Origin of the sequence: Flavobacterium kingsejongi (assembly GCF_003076475.1) — a bacterium.
Classification (GTDB): Bacteria; Bacteroidota; Bacteroidia; order Flavobacteriales; family Flavobacteriaceae; genus Flavobacterium; species Flavobacterium kingsejongi.
Map to the genome: position 1 here is coordinate 43,121 of NZ_CP020919.1, position 19,568 is coordinate 62,688.

Below are 19,568 nucleotides of genomic sequence, written 5' to 3' on the forward strand. Positions count from 1 at the left end.
AACGCATAAAAAAAGCCGTTAGCAATTGCTAACGGCCTTAAATATATTGTAGTAGCGTATTTAGTCTTTCAACAGGTTTCTGGAAATAACTACTTTCTGGATTTCTGTAGTTCCTTCTCCGATCGTACATAATTTAGAATCCCTGTAGAATTTCTCTACCGGGAAATCTTTGGTATATCCGTAACCACCATGGATCTGTACTGCTTCATTGGAAACCTTTACACATACTTCCGAAGCAAACATTTTTGCCATAGCCCCCAAAGTGGTTACCGGTTTATGGTTGTTTTTCAGGTAAGCCGCTTTATGCAACAGCAATTCTGAAGCTTCAATTTCAGTAGCCATGTCTGCTAATTTAAAGGAGATCCCCTGAAAACTGCTGATAGGCTGACCAAACTGATGTCTTTCTTTGGAATACTTTAAAGCAGCTTCATAAGCTCCTTTCGCAATTCCTAAAGAAAGTGCCCCAATCGAAATACGGCCACCATCCAGAATTTTCATAGCCTGAATGAATCCCTGCCCTACTTCACCCAATCGGTTGGCATCCGGAACACGACAGTTATCAAATACCAATTCGGCAGTTTCGCTGGCACGCATTCCTAATTTATTTTCTTTTTTTCCAGAGGTAAATCCTGGCATTCCTTTTTCGAAAACGAAAGCAGTCATTCCTTTAGAATCTCCTTTTTCTCCTGTACGTACAATTACAACAGCAATATCACCAGAGATGGCATGCGTAATGAAATTTTTAGCCCCATTTACGATCCAATGGTCTCCATCACGTACTGCAGTGGTATTCATACCTCCCGCATCCGATCCGGTATTGTGTTCTGTTAATCCCCAGGCTCCAATAAATTCGGCAGTTGCCAATTTTGGAATCCATTTTTTCTTTTGCTCTTCATTACCGAAAGTCAACAGGTGATTCGTACATAATGAATTGTGTGCTGCAACTGAAAGTCCTATCGATGGGTCTACTTTTGAAATTTCTTCAACAATGGTAATATACTCATGATATCCTAATCCGGAACCACCTAATTCCTCCGGAACTAAAACTCCCATAAAACCCATCTGCCCCAGTTCTTTAAAAAGTTCTACTGGAAATATCTGATCTTCGTCCCATTTCATAATGTTAGGACGGATATTTTTTTCTGCAAAATCCCTGATGGATTGCGCTATCATCGTTTGCGCTTCGCTTGTTTCGAAATTCATTTTTACCTTATTTTTTTTAGAATTCCAAATATAAGGCAATATAATTTAACTTTTCAACAGGAAAGCCGTTTATTTTTGTTAAATCCTCAATATTCAAAATGCCATTATTCATACTTCTAAAAGTCACTATTTCTTTGGAAAGGGGATAGCTGAAATAGGGAAAAAGTGCCAGTTCTTTAAGGCTCGCAGTATTGATGTTTATTTTCCTCAGCGGTGGACCTGCCATCACCTTAAAATGCTTTCCCAGTTCCCGAATGACTTCAGCCGAAAGACCTCTAATGCCTTCTAACTGTTCCAACATTGCAAAAGCACCCAACACTTCTTTCTGTTCCAGAATCCGCTTTGACAATGCCGGTCCTATCCCCTTTACTCCCATCAGTTCTTCCTGCGTCGCTGTATTGATATCCACCATTGAAAAAACCGGGTGATCCTTTTTAGGCACGACTGAAAAAGAGGCCTTTTTTTTATTTTTACGCCAATCGGGAAATTTAAATAAAGGAGTGATTTGTTGTAGCAGGCTATCGGAAATTTGAGTTAGCTGCTGGAATTCTTCCGGGCTATTCACATAACGGCCAGTTTTCCGATAGTCCAGTAAGCGGTCAATTTCTGCAGGTGTCATTCCCAGTTGGTAGCCTTTGAAGTCCGAAATGTAATTGGGATTAAAAGGCAAGATTGCAGCCTTTATTTTAGCTTTTTCTATTTTCTGCTGCTCAATACCGGGCTGCAAGGCGAGCCATTGCTCCTGTTCGGCATCTGGTGCTTCTTTGAACGTAGTATCGGAAAAGAAATACCCGAACTGCAAGGCAATAATCACCGTAAAAAAAAGCAGTATCCCGGATCGTTGTTGCCGGGTATATTTTAGATACATATATTTTGTAGTCATTCCAGTAGTATTTGTACTGGCCATGAACAATTGCAGTTACAGGTCGAACACCGAACTTCGCTTGGTGTAAAACATGTCTTTCAGCTTTAACCAGAATGCCAACGTAAGGTATACTCCAAACCAAAGCCCGATGGTAACAAAGGAAATATAGATGAAGAAAAGGCGCACACTACTGGCACGCATCCCCAGTTTATCTGCAAGACGGGAAGAAACCTCAAAACCATGCTTTTCAAAGAAATGACGTATGTTCGTAATAAATCCCATTGTGACTGTTAGTTTGATGGCCGTAAATTTAATAAAAAAAATTATCCTTTTAAGAGTTCTATCCCAATAGCGCATTCCAAACAGCGCTTTCTTTCACAATACTCTTTCTTGAGCTGTAACAAAGCCTGCGATTCATAAGCTGATTGGGCTTTTATTTTAAATTCCAGGAACTTATCCAGCACCGCATTCTTTTCCGGAGCCATTGCCGACAACAGGCAGATGCTTTCTTCTGTACAATCGCGCCCATTTTGGAGTGCATAGGTAAACTGTAAAGGCACAATTGTATTGATGATAATCAGTTCCATAAAAGCATCCGAAAAGACTTTCTTTTTAGGAGGGCTAAGCCGGTCAAACTGGTAATGGGTTTTCCAGTACGGCGAGACTGCGACCTCAAGTATGGCTTTAATTTGTGTAACGGTATCACAACAAATGAGTTTGGAAAATAAATTGTGGTGCCTGTGGTATAACTGGGCCAGCTGAGACAACCGGATGGTGGGGAAATTATCGGGACGGTGCCGGAAAAATGCTACCGGGTCAATGTGTACGTGTGCCAATTGGTATTTGACAGACAAATACATCCAACGGTTTTGTAAGGACTTGTAATACTGATCTTCTTTTTCATCCGCTAATAATCCGGCGCGGCCCAACAGGAGGGCTTCCAGGTTTTCATACTCAAAAGCTTCCTTACGGATTATGGTAAACGGAATGGAACGGGCTATTTTTAAAAACAGATCACCATTGGTATTCAGTCCGAAATTTTTAGCCAATATCCAAAAAAGCACAGCTTCCCAATCATTGCCAGAATGCTCCGCCAAGGCCGTAATGCTGACGGACTTTCGTTCCAGGCGCTCAAAAAAAAGGCGTTCCTGCCAATGCATCAATGTAAACTGAGGGATGGACTCGAGCTGTTTCTCACAATAAATCCATGATTTCCCCGCAGTCAATGCTTTATACCGCATTAGAAGATTTGGAGCAATGTACTTTTTGATTTCGAGAACCGGAATTTCGGAATTATCCTTTCGGTAGACTTCGGTGTCATGTTCCCACACGACATGCAGGATTACATTTTCATAGGCAACATCGGTTTCGTGGGCATGTACATACCAATCCGAGGATTTTAAATGTATTTCGATGTTGCCTGCCCAAATCTGATCGTCAATCATGATCTGCGCATTGAAAAAATCAGGGCCGGAGCCTGAATGGTCTTCGCCTGAATTTAAAATCACAAGTGTTTCACCGACTGTAGTAACTAAATCTGAAAAATTAAATTTTTTAAATTTCCATACATATTGTAAAAAATCTTCTTTCATCATGAACGAATTTGAACGTTTATAAAAAAAGGGGTCTTTAAAGTTACATAAAAATGTATTAGAAGGTGATTATTAGATTTTTATATTTAAAATTTATTTATTGCAACAGATACAGTTGTGCACATGCACGGGCATCGGATAAGGCTTCATGGTGGTTCAACACAATATTGTTTCGTTCGCTGCAGGCTTTCAGATTGGCTGGTTTATAGCCTTTGGCTTTGTATATTTTGCAGGTGCATTCCCAACGGTCGGCAATTTCGAGCTCATCATAATACAAGCCGTAATATTTCATGGTCTTCGTTAATACATTCCGGTCGAAAGCTTCGTTATGGGCCACTATTGTTTGCCCAAACAAACGCTTCTGTATTTCAGGAAACAAATCATCAAATAATGGCTTATCCCAGGTTTCAATAGGTTTGATCCCATGAACCATGATATTACGATACCAATATTCATTTTGTGGTGGCTGGATCAGTGTATAATATTCATCGGTAATTATTCCATTTTGAACGGTCACTATGCCTACTGCGCAGGCACTTTCCGGATGACCAGTAGCCGTTTCAAAATCGATAGCGGTAAAATTCATTCTTTTTTCTTTTACCGGGCAATTTACAACTCTTATCGTATGCGGTCAAAGGGAGTGCGCATTTTATTTATAGTCCCGGAATATAGGACTACTTAATAGTGCGCTTTTACTTTCTATGAGTGTGTTTACTATTTCGGTAGGCGTGTGTTTACTTTCTATAGGTGTGTTTACTATTTCGGTAGGTGTGTATTTACTTTCTATAGGCGTGTTTACTATTTCGGTAGGCGTGTATTTACTTTCTATAGGTGTGTTTACTATTTCGGTAGGCGTGTGCTTACTTTCTTTAGGCGTGTTTACTATTTCGGTAGGCGTGTATTAACTTTCTATAGGCGTGTTTACTATTTCGGTAGGTGTGTATTTAATTTCTATAGGGTGTGTTATTGTTCCGGTAAGTATAAACTTCTAAAAAAGGGAATCGCTATAATCCCCCATAGTATTGTACCGTTTATTATATTTGTTTTTTCAACTTTCTAATTCCTTACAATGAAACCTACACTTCTATTCTTCCTTTTAATTTTTGTTGGCTTTTCGGCCACAGCCCAGAAAAAAAGTAAAACGATACAAGTCACCTATACCAAAAGTTCTAATGGAACCGTCATTGAAAACCAGGACCCTATACTTCTTCTAGCCTCAGGGACTACCAGCCTGGTGACAACGGAAAAAATACTGCAAAAGAAAGCGGGTTTCCCTATCGAACAGACCTACACTTTCTATCCTAAAAACACCACTTACCAGGTTGCCCAATTGAAAAACGAAAAAACAATCCTGGTTGCCGACAGTACTGCTTTGGAAAAACAAAAGTTTGAACTGCTGCCGGACACGAAGAAAATACTGGGTTATCCTTGCAAAAAAGCTAAAATTAGTATCAACTCCAATACTATTGAGATCTGGTACACGAATGCGTTACCTCAAAAAGGCGGCCCTTCAGTCTTAGGTCAAAACTTAGGCCTTGTGCTTGAAGTGAACCGAAATGGAAACTATCAGGTATTGGCCACAAAAATTGAAATCCTAAAAAAAACTCCTGCGGTTCTCACCTTACCGGCTGCCACTACGCCAACCGTGGATGTACTGACCTATCGCGATATTTTATGGAAAAGCAAATTCCAAACGATTCCTATTTTTGAAAACGAAATCATCAACTTCTCCGATCAATCGAAATCCAACGATTCTATTTTGCGTTTTGCGAATGGCACCATACTGGTCAAAAAAGTAAAACTACCCAAAATAAAAAATGGCAGCCTTGTTTTTGCTGCGGTGACAGAGCAATCCAATGGGGATGCTTATGACCGTACGGGATCGGTATTCGTGATTCCTATGGAAGGCTCCGTCTCTTTTTTAGATGGCCTGCAAAAAGGAATCAGCAGCCTGCCGGTTTACGACAATGGTAATGGGAAGAAATACCAGGGCATTGCCAGAACCGATAACTATACTCCCTTATTAGAATTAATGCGCTTTTTTACGCCTTTTGGCATCCACCAGTACAATTCCCTAAAACTAAAAAACAAAGTGTGGCAGGATAGCGTTTTGTACCGTCAGGAAATCTCAGAATTGATCCCGGCATTGAGCGGGCAGGAAGTCTATATTGGAATGACTATAGGCAATTATGATAAAGGCGGGCACAAAGTAAGCCTTGACCTTACCATTCATCCCGACGAAGAATCCGCTATTCGTGCTGACACTTTTGTACTGCCACTTTTTAATACTACGAATGTTATGGAAATGGCCGGCCAGGAATATGGTACTTTATTCAATACGCCAAAAGGGCTGGAAGTTACATTCCAACTGAAACAACCTTTGAAAAATGCACGATTGCGTTATATCACTACGGGCCATGGAGGCTGGGAAAACGGAGATGAATTTATCCCTAAGAAAAATACTATTACACTGGATGGAAAAACGATATTTGACCTGGCGCCATGGCGAACGGATTGCGGTTCCTACCGATTGAGCAATCCTGCTTCCGGGAATTTTGAAAACGGATTATCCTCTTCGGACTATAGCCGTTCCAATTGGTGTCCCGGTACAGTGACCAATCCGTACTGGATCGATTTAGGGCCGATGGCTGCCGGTAGTCATACGATTACGGTAACTATCCCACAGGGCGCAAATGAAGGGGGCAGTTTCAGTTCCTGGAATGTTTCGGGTGTATTGATTGGAGAGTAAAAAAATAACCTCTGGCATATACCAAGGGTTATTTTTTATCAGTACAAAACTATCTAATTAGTTTTCTTACTTCCTTATTTTATAGAACCGATGATATCGTATTTGGTAATGATATGGTGTTTGCCATTTCCTAAATCCACCAATACGGCCTGATTGTCTTTGCTGAACAATTTAGAGACTTCTTCTATTGAAGTACCCAGTTTTACAATCGGATATGGTTTGCCCATTATTTCGCGAATGGGTTTATCTGCTACATCTTTATCGGAAACATAACTCTGGAATAAATCTGTTTCATCTACTGAACCTACAAATCCATTGATATCAATTACCGGGATTTGTGAGATTTTATATTTACGCATTCTTTCAATGGCATGGGATACCAATTCTTCGGTACGTACAATTACCAATGGTTTATCAATATGGTCTTTGATTACATCTTCGGCTTTTTTGATTTCCTCTTCCAGGAAACCTCTTTCGCGCATCCAGTCATCATTGAACATTTTTCCAACATAACGGCTTCCGCTATCATGGAAAAGCACCACAACAACATCTTCCGGTTTGAAGTGCTCTTTTAACTGCAGCAATCCTTTGATGGCTGCTCCAGCTGAATTCCCTACAAAAATACCTTCTTCAAGTGCCAGTTTACGGGTGTATACTGCCGCGTCCTTATCGGTTACTTTGGTAAAACCGTCAATTAATGAAAAGTCAACGTTTTTAGGCAAGATGTCTTCTCCGATTCCTTCTGTAATGTAGGAATAGATTTCATTTTCATCAAAAATTCCGGTTTCATGGTATTTTTTAAATACAGAACCGTAGGTATCAATTCCCCAGATTTTGATATTTGGATTTCTTTCTTTCAGATATTTTGCCACACCAGAGATTGTTCCTCCTGTTCCTACACCTACTACAAAATGAGTAATCTTACCTTCTGTCTGTTCCCAGATTTCCGGAGCTGTCTGCTCATAGTGCGCAATAGCATTGGATGGATTATCGTACTGGTTTACATACCATGCGTTTGGCGTTTCTTCTGCCAGTCTCTTTGAAACAGAATAGTACGAACGTGGATCGGTTGGTTCTACATCTGTTGGACATACAACTACCTTTGCTCCTACGGCACGCAGGATATCCATTTTTTCTTTTGATTGTTTGTCGGAAATCACGCAGATAAGCTTATATCCTTTTACGATAGCTACCAAAGCCAGTCCCATTCCGGTATTTCCGGACGTTCCCTCGATGATGGTTCCTCCTGGTTTTAAACGCCCGTCTGCTTCTGCATCTTCAATCATTTTTACAGCCATCCTGTCTTTTACAGAATTACCCGGATTAAACGTTTCTACTTTAGCAAGCACGAGGGCTTCAATATCTTCTATCGTTTTATTTAGTTTTACCAAAGGTGTATTACCAATAGTCTCTAAAATATTTTTTGCGTATTTCATATTTAAACTGTCTACAATTTTTCGCTGCAAAGATAAGAAGTTGATATGATTTAGACGTTATTTTTTGCCATTACTCCTATTATTCCCATCGGACCACCTGGGAATCCCCGGGCTGTAAATCAAAAAAGCCAAACAGTTTGTACTGTTTGGCTGCTGTATAGTATATGTCAATTGCCTATTTGAAGAAATTCCAAACCAGACCAAACCGTACAATAAAATCACGGTAAGGATAGTTGGGTGCTGAATAAAAATCATATCCTGAAAGTGCCGAATTAAAATGTTCTGCTTTCAGGTAAATGCGGGTTTGCCCGACTTCGGCATTAATAAAGAAATCGAACATCGGAAAATCCCCAATTTGTTTTTCCTGCTGTACATAAAACTCCCCAATCAGCGGGTTATAATCATTAGCATAGTATTTTGAAAAATAGCTAAAGGTAATCCCGGTCTGGATGTACATTGCTTTTTTGAAAATAAAATCAGAATAATAAATCGTATTACGGGTCACCAGTTGTGGCACGTTTAAGATCTTATCGGACTGATCTGTTTTCTGATATAATACGGTGTTGTCCAAAGCCCACTTTCCGAATTTGAATTCTTTGGCTACTTTGAAAGCCATATAATTAATCACCTTATTGTATTGGAATGGTTTTACAATAAGCGAATCAATGCGGGCTTGTGTATTTTGAAAATAAAGGTAATCGTTTAGGGTAGTCAATTCTAATGATGCGGTCGCCCATTGCGTCTTCGCCTCTACATGCAGTGAATTGATCTTCTGGTTCTTAAAACTATTGGACCAGTTGTATTCGGTGTAACCACTTTGATACAGGCTATAATTGTTATCCGGTAGCTTACTGATGTTCTGGTATCGGAATGTAAAATGATTCTTATCATCCAAACGATACACTACCGAAGCATCCAGGTTTGAAATGGACTGGGTGGAAATGGATCTGGAATATAAAAACTTACCATTCCAATTGTTTTTCTGGTAACGGTACTGCCCACCAACACTATTGATTGTTGTGCCTAATTTATTTGGGATTATAAGCCCTGTTCCATCAAAGATAGCCCTGTTGTAATAATAGTTGTATCTAAAATCCTCTATAAAAAACTGCACTTCGCCTATAGTACTATTCTCATAGGTGGCTCCTACTTTATTATAAAACCGATTGTAGCGGGTTTTATCTTTAATATTGGAAGAAACATAGGAAGGTCCAAAACGCGTACTTATGGTAGGCTGCGAGAATTCGAACGATTTATTTTCAAAATTCATCTGGTGGGTAATCCGTAAATTATTATCGCCGCCTTCTTTATTGATCCTAAAGGAATGGTCGATAAAATACCGGTTTCCTTTTAGCATGGAAGAGGCATCATCAAAATAAACATCCAATCGGGCCCTTTCGGTAAACGGATCTTCGCCACTTTCAAAATTGGCAGTACTGAGGATTCCCCCATTTTCATCATTGTACAAATCCTGCGCTGTAAAGTGTGCATTGAGCAGGTAGCGGTTTTTATGGGATTTATAGCTCGTTGTAAACCGGAAGTTTCCGTTACTGGAAACCTGGTTCACATATTTACCCACGGAACGCAGTCCTTTATAGGCAATTGAAAAATTCAGTCTTTCGGAAGTATTCAGGGTCAGGAATGCATCCAGCATTTGCCCCTGTTCCATAACGGTCTTAAAATAGAGTTCGGTAAACGGTGTCGCTACCGAATAGTATTTGATATCCCGTGTTTCGAGGTAATTAAAATGTTTGGCTTTGAATCCAAATTCCGGATAAGGGGAAAAGTTGGTCAGTTCAAAATCAAGTGTATTATAGGTTTGTCCTTCATTTGCAAAAGGAAGCAACCCAAAATTATCTTTACGCAGGCAATTGAATTTATATTCTTTCTGAATGGTGAGTGAAGTATCCACAAATGTGGTATCCCTATCTATAGTGATAATCCGGTATAAGTTAATAGGTGCTTTTTCGGCATTTTCCTTGATCCTGGCCTCTTTCGCTTTTTGGAAGGTGCTTTTTTCTGCTTTTTTATCCTCCCCCGCATTTTTATTTTGAGCCATCAAAATAAAAGGGAATAACAACAGTAAAGCCAATACTAATTTCTTTATCATAAACAGGATAACATTTTGGACAAAGGTAATTTTTTTTACATAAAAAAACCCATCAAAAAAATCTTGATGGGTTTTGACTGTAAATGCAGCCTGATGTGGGTTTAAAGGAATGTTTATGATGTTATTACTACACCAATAATCCTTTTATCGGGTTCCGCCTGCCCACCATACTTTTTCGGTGTAGACATAACTTCCGTCCCCATAAGCGGCCTGTACATTCGGGTTTCGTGATACATCAGAATTCCCGTAGGATAAGCGTTGTGGAAACTTATTCGGCGAAGGATGTACCAAAGGAATAAAATCAGCATTCCCCATAGCGTTCAGGCGTCGGATATCATTATAGGCTTCTACGGCTTCATTTTCATAGAATGAAATGTATTTTTCCAACATAATTTTCTTCAACAAATCATTTCCGGTCAAGGTTCCCAAACTGGCAAAATAGGTTGACGCCTGTTCTGGTGTAAAAGTTACCCTTTGTGTTTTTGTAAATGCAGCAACGAGTGCTTTATCCAAGGTTTCCAAAGCTGCCGTATCCTGTCCTAATCTCGCCTGTGCTTCTGCTTTCAAGAATAGCAGTTCATGGTAGCTCATCATATAAATAGGATTTGACTCACTCATTAATGCGGAAATGGAATACAGGTTCTGTCCTTCTAAAGGATTCTCCTGTGCGTTGTCCAATGGTTTCACTTCGAAAACACCTGATCCCGGAGTCGTTTCCAGTTTCGTAAAGAATGACTCTGTTCTTGCATCTGCAGGACCATTTGCCAGCATCTTCTCATAAAAACTCTTCGACACAAATAATGCAGAACGATCCCTGTGGAAACGTGCAAAAGGATTTGGTACCTGAGCGTTTACAAATTTCATTTCTTCTGACTGCGCTGCAAAGGAAGCATCCGCATACGCAATTACTGCGGCATAGTCGGCTGTCCTGTGTGACAAACGCATGGTATAACGCGCTAACAAACCATTAGCCGCCTTAATCCAGTTTTGCGCTTCCCCTCTATAGATAGGATCCTGATTTCCTAAACTGGCATAACCTGTAGTTTTACTAAGCTCCAGAATTCCTTCTTCCAAACCGGCAATCACCTCATTGTAGATGTCTTCCTGCTTGTCTAATTTGGGCTGTTTGTTCGCTATCGGCTGTAGGGCTTCAGAATGTGGAACATCACCAAAAAGATCCGTCAGCATTGCTAAATTATAGGAATATAAGATTTTTGCAATTCCCAGTGTATGATAGTTTCCTGCTTCTTCCCCGGTACTGCATTTATCAATGATAATCTTTAATGTACGCAGCTGGATGTAGCTGGCGTTCCACATATTGTTGTAGGTTGCCGACAACTGTGGCTCCCCGGATCGAATCTGTGCGCGGTACATCTGATTGTGCCCACCACCGTGCAATTCGGTATAGACCCCCGTGTAGAATGAAAGATCCGCTCCGGTTAGTGAAAAAGCAGAGGCTGTCATTACATCGGTAATGATCAATCGGCTTGGTACATTAATCGGATTATTTGTATTCTCATTAATCTCATCCATCTTGTCCTCTGAACAAGCCTGGAAGAGGCAGAGGCTTAAAAGCCCTGCGGTTATGTATTTTATTTTCTTCATTGTATTCGCTATTATGTTAAAAGGAAACATTTAAACTGAAACCCATACTTTTTGCCTGTGGGATTGACCATTGTTCAAATCCTCCAGCCATATTGTTGTTTCCCTGTGATGATTCCGGATCAAGGTTTGGTAATTTAGACCATAACAGAATATTTCTGGCAAAAGCTGAAATCCTAAGATCTACCATCTCTTTCATTAGTTTTGGAAAGCTATAGCCGATCGTAACTTCTCTCAATTTCACAAAACTTGCATCATACACACTGTTTTCGGTAATACCATTCAGTCGGTCTTCCAGTCGTAACCGGTCTGTTGATCCCTGGACAATGACATCATTTTTAGAACCATCTTCTTTTACTCCTGGAAAAACATAAGGCAAGTCACGGTCTCCTGTACTGGAATCCACACCATAGTAACTCAGCAGGTTATTGGTTCCACTGTACATTTTTCCACCATTTTTCCATTCGAACGTCGCTCCAACAGATACTCTCTTGTAGGTAAATTGTGTAGAACCACCCAATACAAATTTAGGCATCACTTCCCCTAACACTTTTTCCTCTCCTAAAAGCGGCATTCCGTTAGCATCTACTATAATATTGTTATGCTCATCCCTGACAAAACTGGTTCCGTAAATTACCGGGAAACGGTCTCCTTTACTTACACGGATCTGAGGCGTAACAAAACCACCCAGGGTAATATTATCCACACCATCTGCCAATTCATCCACATAAGAATCTGCTTTGGAGAAATTCACATTAAAGTTCCAGTCAAAATCTGTTGTTTTCACCGGATTGGCAAAGAACATTACTTCATGTGCAATAGTGTGTAGTTTTCCACCATTCGTTACAAAAGAGGAAGCCCCTGTTGAACCTGCCAATGGCACGGCAAAAATCTGATCGGTTACATTTTGTCTTGAAAAAGCATAATCAATACCGATCCTGTTATTGAAGAACTTCAGGTCTACTCCCACTTCATACGATTTTGTATTTTGTGGTTTCAGGTTTGGATCATACAATACTGAATTCGGTATAAAAGAACTTGTATCTCCTAATGGATATTGTACCGGAACTCCCGACCAGAATCCACCGCCATAACTCGGTCTTCTGTAGTAGTCTTTATAATAATCACCTGCCTGGCCTACTTCAGCTATAGCACCTCTAATTTTCGCAAAGGAAAGTATGGAATTATCTTTTAATCCTTCGATCTCTGTCAGCACAATCCCTAAGGATACGGATGGATACACAAAAGAGCGATTCCCTCTTGGCATGCTCGATACAATATCTTTACGGATGGTTCCATTCAAGAAAATCATGTCTTTATAGGAAAAACCAGCATTTCCAAAAAAGCCCACTGTGCGGTATTGCCTTCTGGTTTCCTGCGAAGTTACTGTTCGTGCATTTTCAATGGTTTGCCAGCCTCCAAAATTAAGTGCTGAACCTTCATCATTGTAACGTTTGCTATTTTCATGATTGTACTCATTCCCCACCAAAGCATCAAATTTCAAATCTTCGGTGATGTCCATACTATAATTCACTGTCAGTAAGGAATTGATTACATCGGTAGTAACGCCATATAAATTAATACGGCTGGAACCACCGGTAAGATCATGCTGGTGTCCAAATTCGTAAACATCCCTGTAATTTGTCGTATAGGAATCGATACCGGCCTGGTATTTAAACGCTAACCTTTTATCGCCATCGGCACTAATAACCGGTTTGTACTGAATGTTGGCATTACCATAAAAACGGTTTGTTTTTTCACTGAACTCATTGTGTTCTGCCGCCCAATATGGATTATTGAATACATTCTTTCTAAAAAACACCTGCTCATACGGATTGGTAGCAGATGCTGAACCATTCCCTTTCAGGTCATAACTCCGCGGTGCAGCGAAAACTCCAGGTAAAGGAGAATCATTTCCAGAAGAGGCTTTATTAATTTTAGTCTGTACATAATTGGCAGAAAAACCAGTAGACCATTGGTCATTTAGCTTGGTATCCACCACTGCTTTCAGCGTGTAACGCTTCATTGCAGTACCCGGCATAAATCCTTCCTGTGTGGCATTACCGAATCCAAAAGAGTAATTGGTTTTTTCAGTAGCCTGGCTTAGGTTTACGGAATTATTAATAGTATGCCCTACCCTAAAATAATCATCTATATTATTTGGTGCTGATGGTTTCACCCATGGATCCAGTCCGGCACTTGCCCTTTGTGGCACATAGTACATTCCCGGACGCAATACTCCACCATTGAAAGAATTTGAGACATTCCCCCCATAGGTAGGATCATTTGGCAGTTCGGAGATCTTAGGTCCCCAACTGGTGGACGAATAAGGATTAAACTGGCCTTGTGCTCCCTGTGCATATTCATTCTGCAATGTCGGTTTCTTAGAGATCGTCTCAAAGCTTACAGAAGTAGCATAACTGATAACGGGCTTTCCTCCTTTTGCCAGGCCTTTTCCACTTTTGGTTGTAATTACGATAACTCCATTTGAAGCACGTAATCCGTATAAAGCTGCTGCTGCCTGACCCTTAAGTACTGAGATACTTTCGATATCATTAGGGTCGATATCGACAGCTCTATTAGCTACATCGGCACCGGTAACACTATTCCCGGTATTATAGTCTGCTGTTGAAGCAACGGGCATTCCATCGATTACATATAAAGGGGTATTATTCCCTGTAAATGACCGCGCACCACGAATGTTAATCTGTGATGAAGCTCCCGGTGCCCCGCTGGAAGGCGTGATTTGGACCCCGGCTAATTTTCCTTGTAAAGCCCCGGACAAGCTGTTATTGGACGCCCTGTTTAAGTCGGCCCCTTTCACTTCCTGTACAGCATAAGCTACTGCTTTGGCACTTTTCTTTATTCCAAATGCAGTAACCACTACAGCATCCAATTCATTCCTGTCGGAATCCATAGCATGGTTGATTGTCGCGGAAGACCCTACTTTTACGGTTGCTTCTTTCATTCCAATAAAAGAGAAAACCAATATGTCCCCTTCCTGTGCCTTGATGGAATATTTACCATCAAAGTCTGTCTGTGTAGCTCTGATACTACCCTTAATTAATACATTCACACCTGGCAATGGCAAAGTGCCATCTGTAACTACCCCCGTAACTACTTTTTGCTGTGCAAAAGAAATCTGAACCATTAATGCTAAAATTAGCGAAGCGATCCATTTGAATTTTGACCTCATAATTTATTTGTATAAGTTAATAAAAACCCAAACCTATACAAATAAATCACAAAAGAATATCAGATTACGACATACCTCTCCTGCCCGTTTCGCCGACGTGATAACCTCCCAAGAAAGGATTTTAAATCCTGAGATCTTTTTAACCTTTCTACTTCGATTACTATCCGATACTATTAAATAAAAATGATAATTTGAATAAAATCATAAAAAAACATTGCACTATTATTAGTGATTGAGGCTAATAATTTTTATTTACTACAATTGTAGATTATTGTATTTTGCTTGAGACTGGAAATATTGTGTTAAAATCCACAATACGTCAACTGTTTGGAATGTTAAAATAAATAGTATTTAATCCTTATTTTTCGTACAGCTAATTATACACCATGATCTGAGACTTAATAGACCTATAATGTAATGTCAAATTATCGGTTGCCAAAGTGATCTATTATTCCGCACTATACAGTAGAAATCAGAACTGTTTTTTTTTAAGACTATAAAAAAAGCCCTCATACAATGAATGCATGAGGGCTTATCTATTAAATTTTTCGATGCAAAAAGCATCCCTAATTCATTTCTATTTCTTAACGAATTTCTTAGTTATTGATTTATCTTCAGAAATAAATTTCACGAAGTAAACACCACTTCCTAATTGCGAAACATCGATTTGTTTTGCTTCAGCATTCAATTTGTTCACGACTACTTTTCCTGTAATATCGTATACAATTACATCTGATAAAATAAGATTCTGAGGTAATGTAAAATTTAATCTATCATTTGCTGGATTAGGATAAATAAATATTGATTTATCTGCCGACACATCATTGATTCCCAATGTTCCACCTGAAACATTTCCGATCATAGAATATTCCTGAGATCCTCCTGCCAAAGTTCCTTTATGAGTTACCTGAATAGTATATGTTCCAGGTTGCGCATTATAAATATGAACTTTTTCGATATTATCAACATCATTGTCTGAATTCTGAGTAGCTTTACTAACGGGTAATAATGGATTTAATTTCCAAGGGTAATATGTTGTACCGTTATTCGTTATTTTTAAATCTAAATTATTTACCAATCTTGCTGTTCTATCATCTGGTGTATTATTATTTACCTGCCCCTCCGGATCGGTCCATGTAATAGAAACTTCAATATCCTGAGCCTGATTGATCGTGATTACTTTCGTAAAAGTTTCATTATTCAGTAAATTTCTTTCATCAATAAAAGTACCGGTTCCATTATCACGAATAAGGAGAGCTGCTTTTTCTCCATCGGCTAAACCCCAACCCATTCTATAATCAGGACCTTTTCCCGCACCTGCTTCTTTAGCAGTATGACAGATTAAACCCCTTACTGTTGCTGCTTTCATAAAATGTGAATTTACAGTATTATAATAATCCTGCAACAATACCACTAATCCTGTAATTCCAGGCGTAGCCATAGAAGTTCCGCTCATTGTACCATATGAAGTATCAGAAGTACTGATAGTAGAATTCACATTAACACCTTTTGCTGAAATATCTGGTTTAATACGCCCATCATCTGTAGGTCCAAAATTTGTAAAATTAGATACTATAACACTGTTCGCGCTTACATAATTATCCACATTTGAAACTGCAGCAACAGTTAAACCATTTTTGCTAGTCCCCATACCCGTTAATAAATCATAACCGTTTTTGGCAGTAACTTGACTTATTGACGTAGTTGCTCTATCATTTCCGGCTGCAGACACAATTAAATAATATGGAAAAGTATGCATAATCTCATCCATTGTAGCGGAAGTATCATCATATTTTCCAAACCTCCAATTTGCCAATGTTTCCGCTTGGTATCCATAAGAATGATTTGAGACCAAATATCCTCCTTGAGCAAATCCTATCATTTCCGAAACATCATTAGTCCAGTTATTTGTTCTGGCAGAAGCATTGTAAGCAATACCTCTTCTGTCAGGACTAATACCAGTAGCCAAAATGGTTCCAGTTACATGCGTAGAATGATCACTTAATGTAGCGGTAAAACCATCGGTGATAGTAACTTTATCAACAAATTCCTGATGGGTTGTCCGTACGTCTGCACCATCCCATACACCAGCAACCATACCTGAACCGGTTATATTAAGATTTAATCCTCCACCGGGATACAACTTATTAGCGCTAATTGTGCGTGAGGCACCAGCGTTACCAATAGTAAAAAAAACAGGCTCACCATTAAAGATACGCTGTAACGATTTTTGCTCAGAGTCAACAACTTTAAACTGACTCTTATAATTTGCAATCATTTTTGCCTGCTCCTGTTGAAATAACTCAACCTTGGATTTAAGTTTTTTAATATTTCCTTCATTATAGGCAGCAATGATTTTGCTACGTTGCTCATTATTTTGAGCAAACACAAAGCCAGGAAATAACAATAGTAATAAAATATTTTTTTTCATGATCTAAATAAAGAAACCTTTCACGACAAGTCGTGAAAGGTTTTGTTAAAAATTATATTCCCATCCTTATGGTACTGGTGTAAACACACATGTAGTTATAAATGAACCAGTAAACAATCCCTGAGATAAGTCAATTGTAATCTTACCCGTAGCCTCATCAAATGTTCCAGTTCCTCCTGTATCATAGGTCCCTGTATCAGTTCCTGTAAAAACAACTGTATCATCACAATTAATTTTTATATTTCCTGGATAAAGATATCTATTTAAATAAGCATTGTTCCCTGTAAGAGCAGCTACAAAAGCAGGTCCCCAAGAAGAAGTTATAGAAAAAGTATTATCAGCTCCTGTTGCCACTAAAGTAACCTGATGGCTTGGCGCAGCATCACCTTAAACATCAACAGTTACATTATAAAGTCCCGCAGCACCTTACGTACAAGCTTGTTGTAGAATAATTGTGTGCTCTGATAAAGCAGGATCAACATGTGTACCTGCAACATCCGTAAGATCTAAAACCAAACGGAATATTTGGAAAGCAGGTATAGCATCATAATGCCCTGTAACCTTGATATAACCATTATTAGCACCTGCTGGTACAAATAAAGAAGTACTTTCAATAGTATACATTGCAGGAGTAGCAGTTGACTTAGCTGCATTAACTGACACTGCAATTGTTCTATCAACACTGGAAACTGTAGTAACATCAACTCTTACTTCAGCAACACGCGATCCATCATCAAAAACACCATAATTTTGTCCAACCGCCCCGAAAGCAGATTGAGCGAATCCATTTTGATTATCGAAGATAACCTGATCTTCATCACAGCCTGTAAAAAGTGCCAGTAACGAAAGGATTAAAAAAAGTTTTATATTTTTCATAATTCAATTTAAAAAATTAGTAACCAGGATTTTGCTGTCCTCTAATTTGAGGATTCGCAGTAAGTTCTGTTGTAGGAACTGGTAATGTCCATCTATGATCTGTGTTAGAGAATGTACAAGAATTGTTAAATTCACAATCTTTAGGATCTCTATCAATAGTAACACCCGCTTTAACAGCCAAACGTTTTAAATCAACATAACGGTGACCTTCGAAAGCCAATTCTTTTCTTCTTTCTTGCAAAATACCAGCCCAAGCTTGTTGTGCATTTGCAAAAACAGGAAGTGTAGGAGGTGCAGAATTTGGATTATAACGAGCTTCCATTACTTCATATAACACAGCAGCAGCACCAGCATAATCTCCAGCAGCAGCTCTTGCCTCAGCTTTGATGAAATACATCTCAGAAACACGGAATACTTTAATATCTGCTAATAAATTGGTATTTTCTGTACGTGTATATTTACCAACCGGAAGAATATCATCTGCTCTATAATTTGGAGTATTTTGATAATCCTGAGCTGGCTGACCAGAAGGGTGCATTACAACTTTATAACGAATATCTCTCGCTGCATCATATAAATTAAATAGAGAACGTCCAATTTCAAAAAACGGTGAACCTGTCACAGAAGCATTTACACTTGCCCAGATACTACCTACTTTAGCATCATTTATTGAACGAGATAATTTAAAAATAACTTCTCCATTTTGGCTATCATTCCATATCGCAGGATACTCTGTATAAGAAGAAAGCCCAACTGTACCCATTACTTGATCAGCATACATTTCTGCAGTAACATAATCCTCTCTAAAAGCAGCCATCCTTGCTCTAAAAGCATTGATAAAATTATTAGAAATAAAGAAAGCAGTATTGTCTCCTGAAGAATATAATGTTTCATCAAGGTTATCAACAGCAAAATCTAAATCTGAATTGATCAGAGCAAAAACTTCACCATTAGTACTTCTTGGAATTGTAGGTGAACCGTATACTGGTGCATCTTCGAAAAGCATTACTCCTAAAGCAGAATCATCTGCTAAATCAGTAGAAAAATAAGACAACAATTGAAAATAAGCAAAAGCTCTGATTGCCTTAGCCTGAGCTAAGATATGATCAAATTTTTCTTGATCATCATCAGAGTTAATTGGAACACTTTGTGCTCCAATTAATAAACGGTTGCAATTATTGATACAGCTATAATAAGAAGACCAAATAGAGTTAGGTCCGTCTGATCCTGTATTTAATACATAAGAATAACTACCATCATTGATTCCTTGGCCACCATTACTTACACCCAATCCAACTTCGTCAGTAAAAACTGTAGAAAAGGAAATCGTGTTTTCATAATTTAATCTTCCATATACTCCTGCAAGATTCAATTCTAAACCTTGTATTGAGGTAAATGTTGCCTCAGGACTTGTTTGCCCTGGTTGTGTAATATCCAGTGCATCATCACAGGAGGAAGCAAAGATTCCTACCAATAATAATAAACAAATTTTTATTTTTTTCATAATA

General features: G+C 39.0%; 14 protein-coding genes. 1 reads left to right on the plus strand and 13 read right to left on the minus strand.

The annotated features are described in order from the left end of the window. Nucleotides 1-60 precede the first annotated feature (60 nt). The 5 genes from FK004_RS00195 to FK004_RS00215 all read right to left on the minus strand — a co-directional run bounded on the left by FK004_RS00195 (nt 61) and on the right by FK004_RS00215 (nt 4,246). Nucleotides 61-1,203 (minus strand): acyl-CoA dehydrogenase family protein, encoded by a 1,143-nt coding sequence (locus tag FK004_RS00195; protein ID WP_108738690.1) that lies wholly within the window; start codon nt 1,201-1,203, stop codon nt 61-63. 16 nt (nt 1,204-1,219) lie between these two features. Continuing rightward, complete coding sequence (locus FK004_RS00200) at nt 1,220-2,086, minus strand: ComEA family DNA-binding protein (RefSeq protein ID WP_108738691.1); 867 nt, start codon at nt 2,084-2,086, stop codon at nt 1,220-1,222. A 36-nt stretch (nt 2,087-2,122) separates the two neighbouring features. Next, a complete protein-coding gene (locus tag FK004_RS00205) occupies nt 2,123-2,350 on the minus strand; it encodes a PspC family transcriptional regulator (protein ID WP_108735431.1) in 228 nt (75 codons plus the stop codon). A gap of 41 nt (nt 2,351-2,391) precedes the next feature. Continuing rightward, a complete protein-coding gene (locus FK004_RS00210) occupies nt 2,392-3,663 on the minus strand; it encodes a DUF2851 family protein (RefSeq protein ID WP_317046958.1) in 1,272 nt (423 codons plus the stop codon). A gap of 94 nt (nt 3,664-3,757) precedes the next feature. Then, nucleotides 3,758-4,246, minus strand: coding sequence for a 3'-5' exonuclease (locus FK004_RS00215; RefSeq protein WP_108735433.1), 489 nt, complete (start codon nt 4,244-4,246; stop codon nt 3,758-3,760). 483 nt (nt 4,247-4,729) lie between these two features. Here FK004_RS00215 and FK004_RS00220 point away from each other — a divergent pair, with 483 nt between their 5' ends. After that, nucleotides 4,730-6,409: a GLPGLI family protein gene (locus FK004_RS00220; protein WP_108735434.1), complete on the plus strand. Its 1,680-nt coding sequence runs from the start codon at nt 4,730-4,732 to the stop codon at nt 6,407-6,409. Between the two features lie 74 nt (nt 6,410-6,483). On the opposite strand, the gene FK004_RS00225 is transcribed toward FK004_RS00220, so the two are convergent. The 8 genes from FK004_RS00225 to FK004_RS00260 all read right to left on the minus strand — a co-directional run bounded on the left by FK004_RS00225 (nt 6,484) and on the right by FK004_RS00260 (nt 19,564). Next, complete coding sequence (locus tag FK004_RS00225) at nt 6,484-7,845, minus strand: pyridoxal-phosphate dependent enzyme (RefSeq protein ID WP_108735435.1); 1,362 nt, start codon at nt 7,843-7,845, stop codon at nt 6,484-6,486. 175 nt (nt 7,846-8,020) lie between these two features. Continuing rightward, nucleotides 8,021-9,955 (minus strand): putative porin, encoded by a 1,935-nt coding sequence (locus FK004_RS00230; RefSeq protein ID WP_108735436.1) that lies wholly within the window; start codon nt 9,953-9,955, stop codon nt 8,021-8,023. A gap of 144 nt (nt 9,956-10,099) precedes the next feature. Next, on the minus strand, nt 10,100-11,560 hold the full coding sequence (locus tag FK004_RS00235) for a SusD/RagB family nutrient-binding outer membrane lipoprotein (RefSeq protein WP_108735437.1): 1,461 nt from the start codon (nt 11,558-11,560) through the stop codon (nt 10,100-10,102). A gap of 16 nt (nt 11,561-11,576) precedes the next feature. After that, nucleotides 11,577-14,753 (minus strand): SusC/RagA family TonB-linked outer membrane protein, encoded by a 3,177-nt coding sequence (locus FK004_RS00240; RefSeq protein WP_108735438.1) that lies wholly within the window; start codon nt 14,751-14,753, stop codon nt 11,577-11,579. A 577-nt stretch (nt 14,754-15,330) separates the two neighbouring features. Continuing rightward, nucleotides 15,331-17,184, minus strand: a complete 1,854-nt coding sequence (locus tag FK004_RS00245) for a S8 family serine peptidase (protein ID WP_108735439.1) — start codon at nt 17,182-17,184, stop codon at nt 15,331-15,333. Nucleotides 17,185-17,250: 66 nt separating this feature from the next. Further along, nucleotides 17,251-17,538, minus strand: coding sequence for a hypothetical protein (locus FK004_RS00250; RefSeq protein WP_108735440.1), 288 nt, complete (start codon nt 17,536-17,538; stop codon nt 17,251-17,253). A 72-nt stretch (nt 17,539-17,610) separates the two neighbouring features. Next, the gene (locus tag FK004_RS00255) at nt 17,611-18,060 is read right to left on the minus strand and encodes a hypothetical protein (RefSeq protein ID WP_108735441.1); all 450 of its coding nucleotides are present in this window, start codon (nt 18,058-18,060) and stop codon (nt 17,611-17,613) included. A gap of 16 nt (nt 18,061-18,076) precedes the next feature. Continuing rightward, a complete protein-coding gene (locus FK004_RS00260; RefSeq protein ID WP_108735442.1) occupies nt 18,077-19,564 on the minus strand; it encodes a RagB/SusD family nutrient uptake outer membrane protein in 1,488 nt (495 codons plus the stop codon). Between the last annotated feature and the right edge of the window lie 4 nt (nt 19,565-19,568).

Coding starts and splice junctions, on each gene's coding strand:
- FK004_RS00195 (WP_108738690.1), bottom strand. CDS start 1,203: ATGAATTTCGAAACAAGCGAAGCGCAAACGATGATAGCGCAATCCATC.
- FK004_RS00200 (WP_108738691.1), bottom strand. CDS start 2,086: ATGACTACAAAATATATGTATCTAAAATATACCCGGCAACAACGATCC.
- FK004_RS00205 (WP_108735431.1), bottom strand. CDS start 2,350: ATGGGATTTATTACGAACATACGTCATTTCTTTGAAAAGCATGGTTTT.
- FK004_RS00210 (WP_317046958.1), bottom strand. CDS start 3,663: ATGATGAAAGAAGATTTTTTACAATATGTATGGAAATTTAAAAAATTT.
- FK004_RS00215 (WP_108735433.1), bottom strand. CDS start 4,246: ATGAATTTTACCGCTATCGATTTTGAAACGGCTACTGGTCATCCGGAA.
- FK004_RS00220 (WP_108735434.1), top strand. CDS start 4,730: ATGAAACCTACACTTCTATTCTTCCTTTTAATTTTTGTTGGCTTTTCG.
- FK004_RS00225 (WP_108735435.1), bottom strand. CDS start 7,845: ATGAAATACGCAAAAAATATTTTAGAGACTATTGGTAATACACCTTTG.
- FK004_RS00230 (WP_108735436.1), bottom strand. CDS start 9,955: ATGATAAAGAAATTAGTATTGGCTTTACTGTTGTTATTCCCTTTTATT.
- FK004_RS00235 (WP_108735437.1), bottom strand. CDS start 11,560: ATGAAGAAAATAAAATACATAACCGCAGGGCTTTTAAGCCTCTGCCTC.
- FK004_RS00240 (WP_108735438.1), bottom strand. CDS start 14,753: ATGAGGTCAAAATTCAAATGGATCGCTTCGCTAATTTTAGCATTAATG.
- FK004_RS00245 (WP_108735439.1), bottom strand. CDS start 17,184: ATGAAAAAAAATATTTTATTACTATTGTTATTTCCTGGCTTTGTGTTT.
- FK004_RS00255 (WP_108735441.1), bottom strand. CDS start 18,060: ATGAAAAATATAAAACTTTTTTTAATCCTTTCGTTACTGGCACTTTTT.
- FK004_RS00260 (WP_108735442.1), bottom strand. CDS start 19,564: ATGAAAAAAATAAAAATTTGTTTATTATTATTGGTAGGAATCTTTGCT.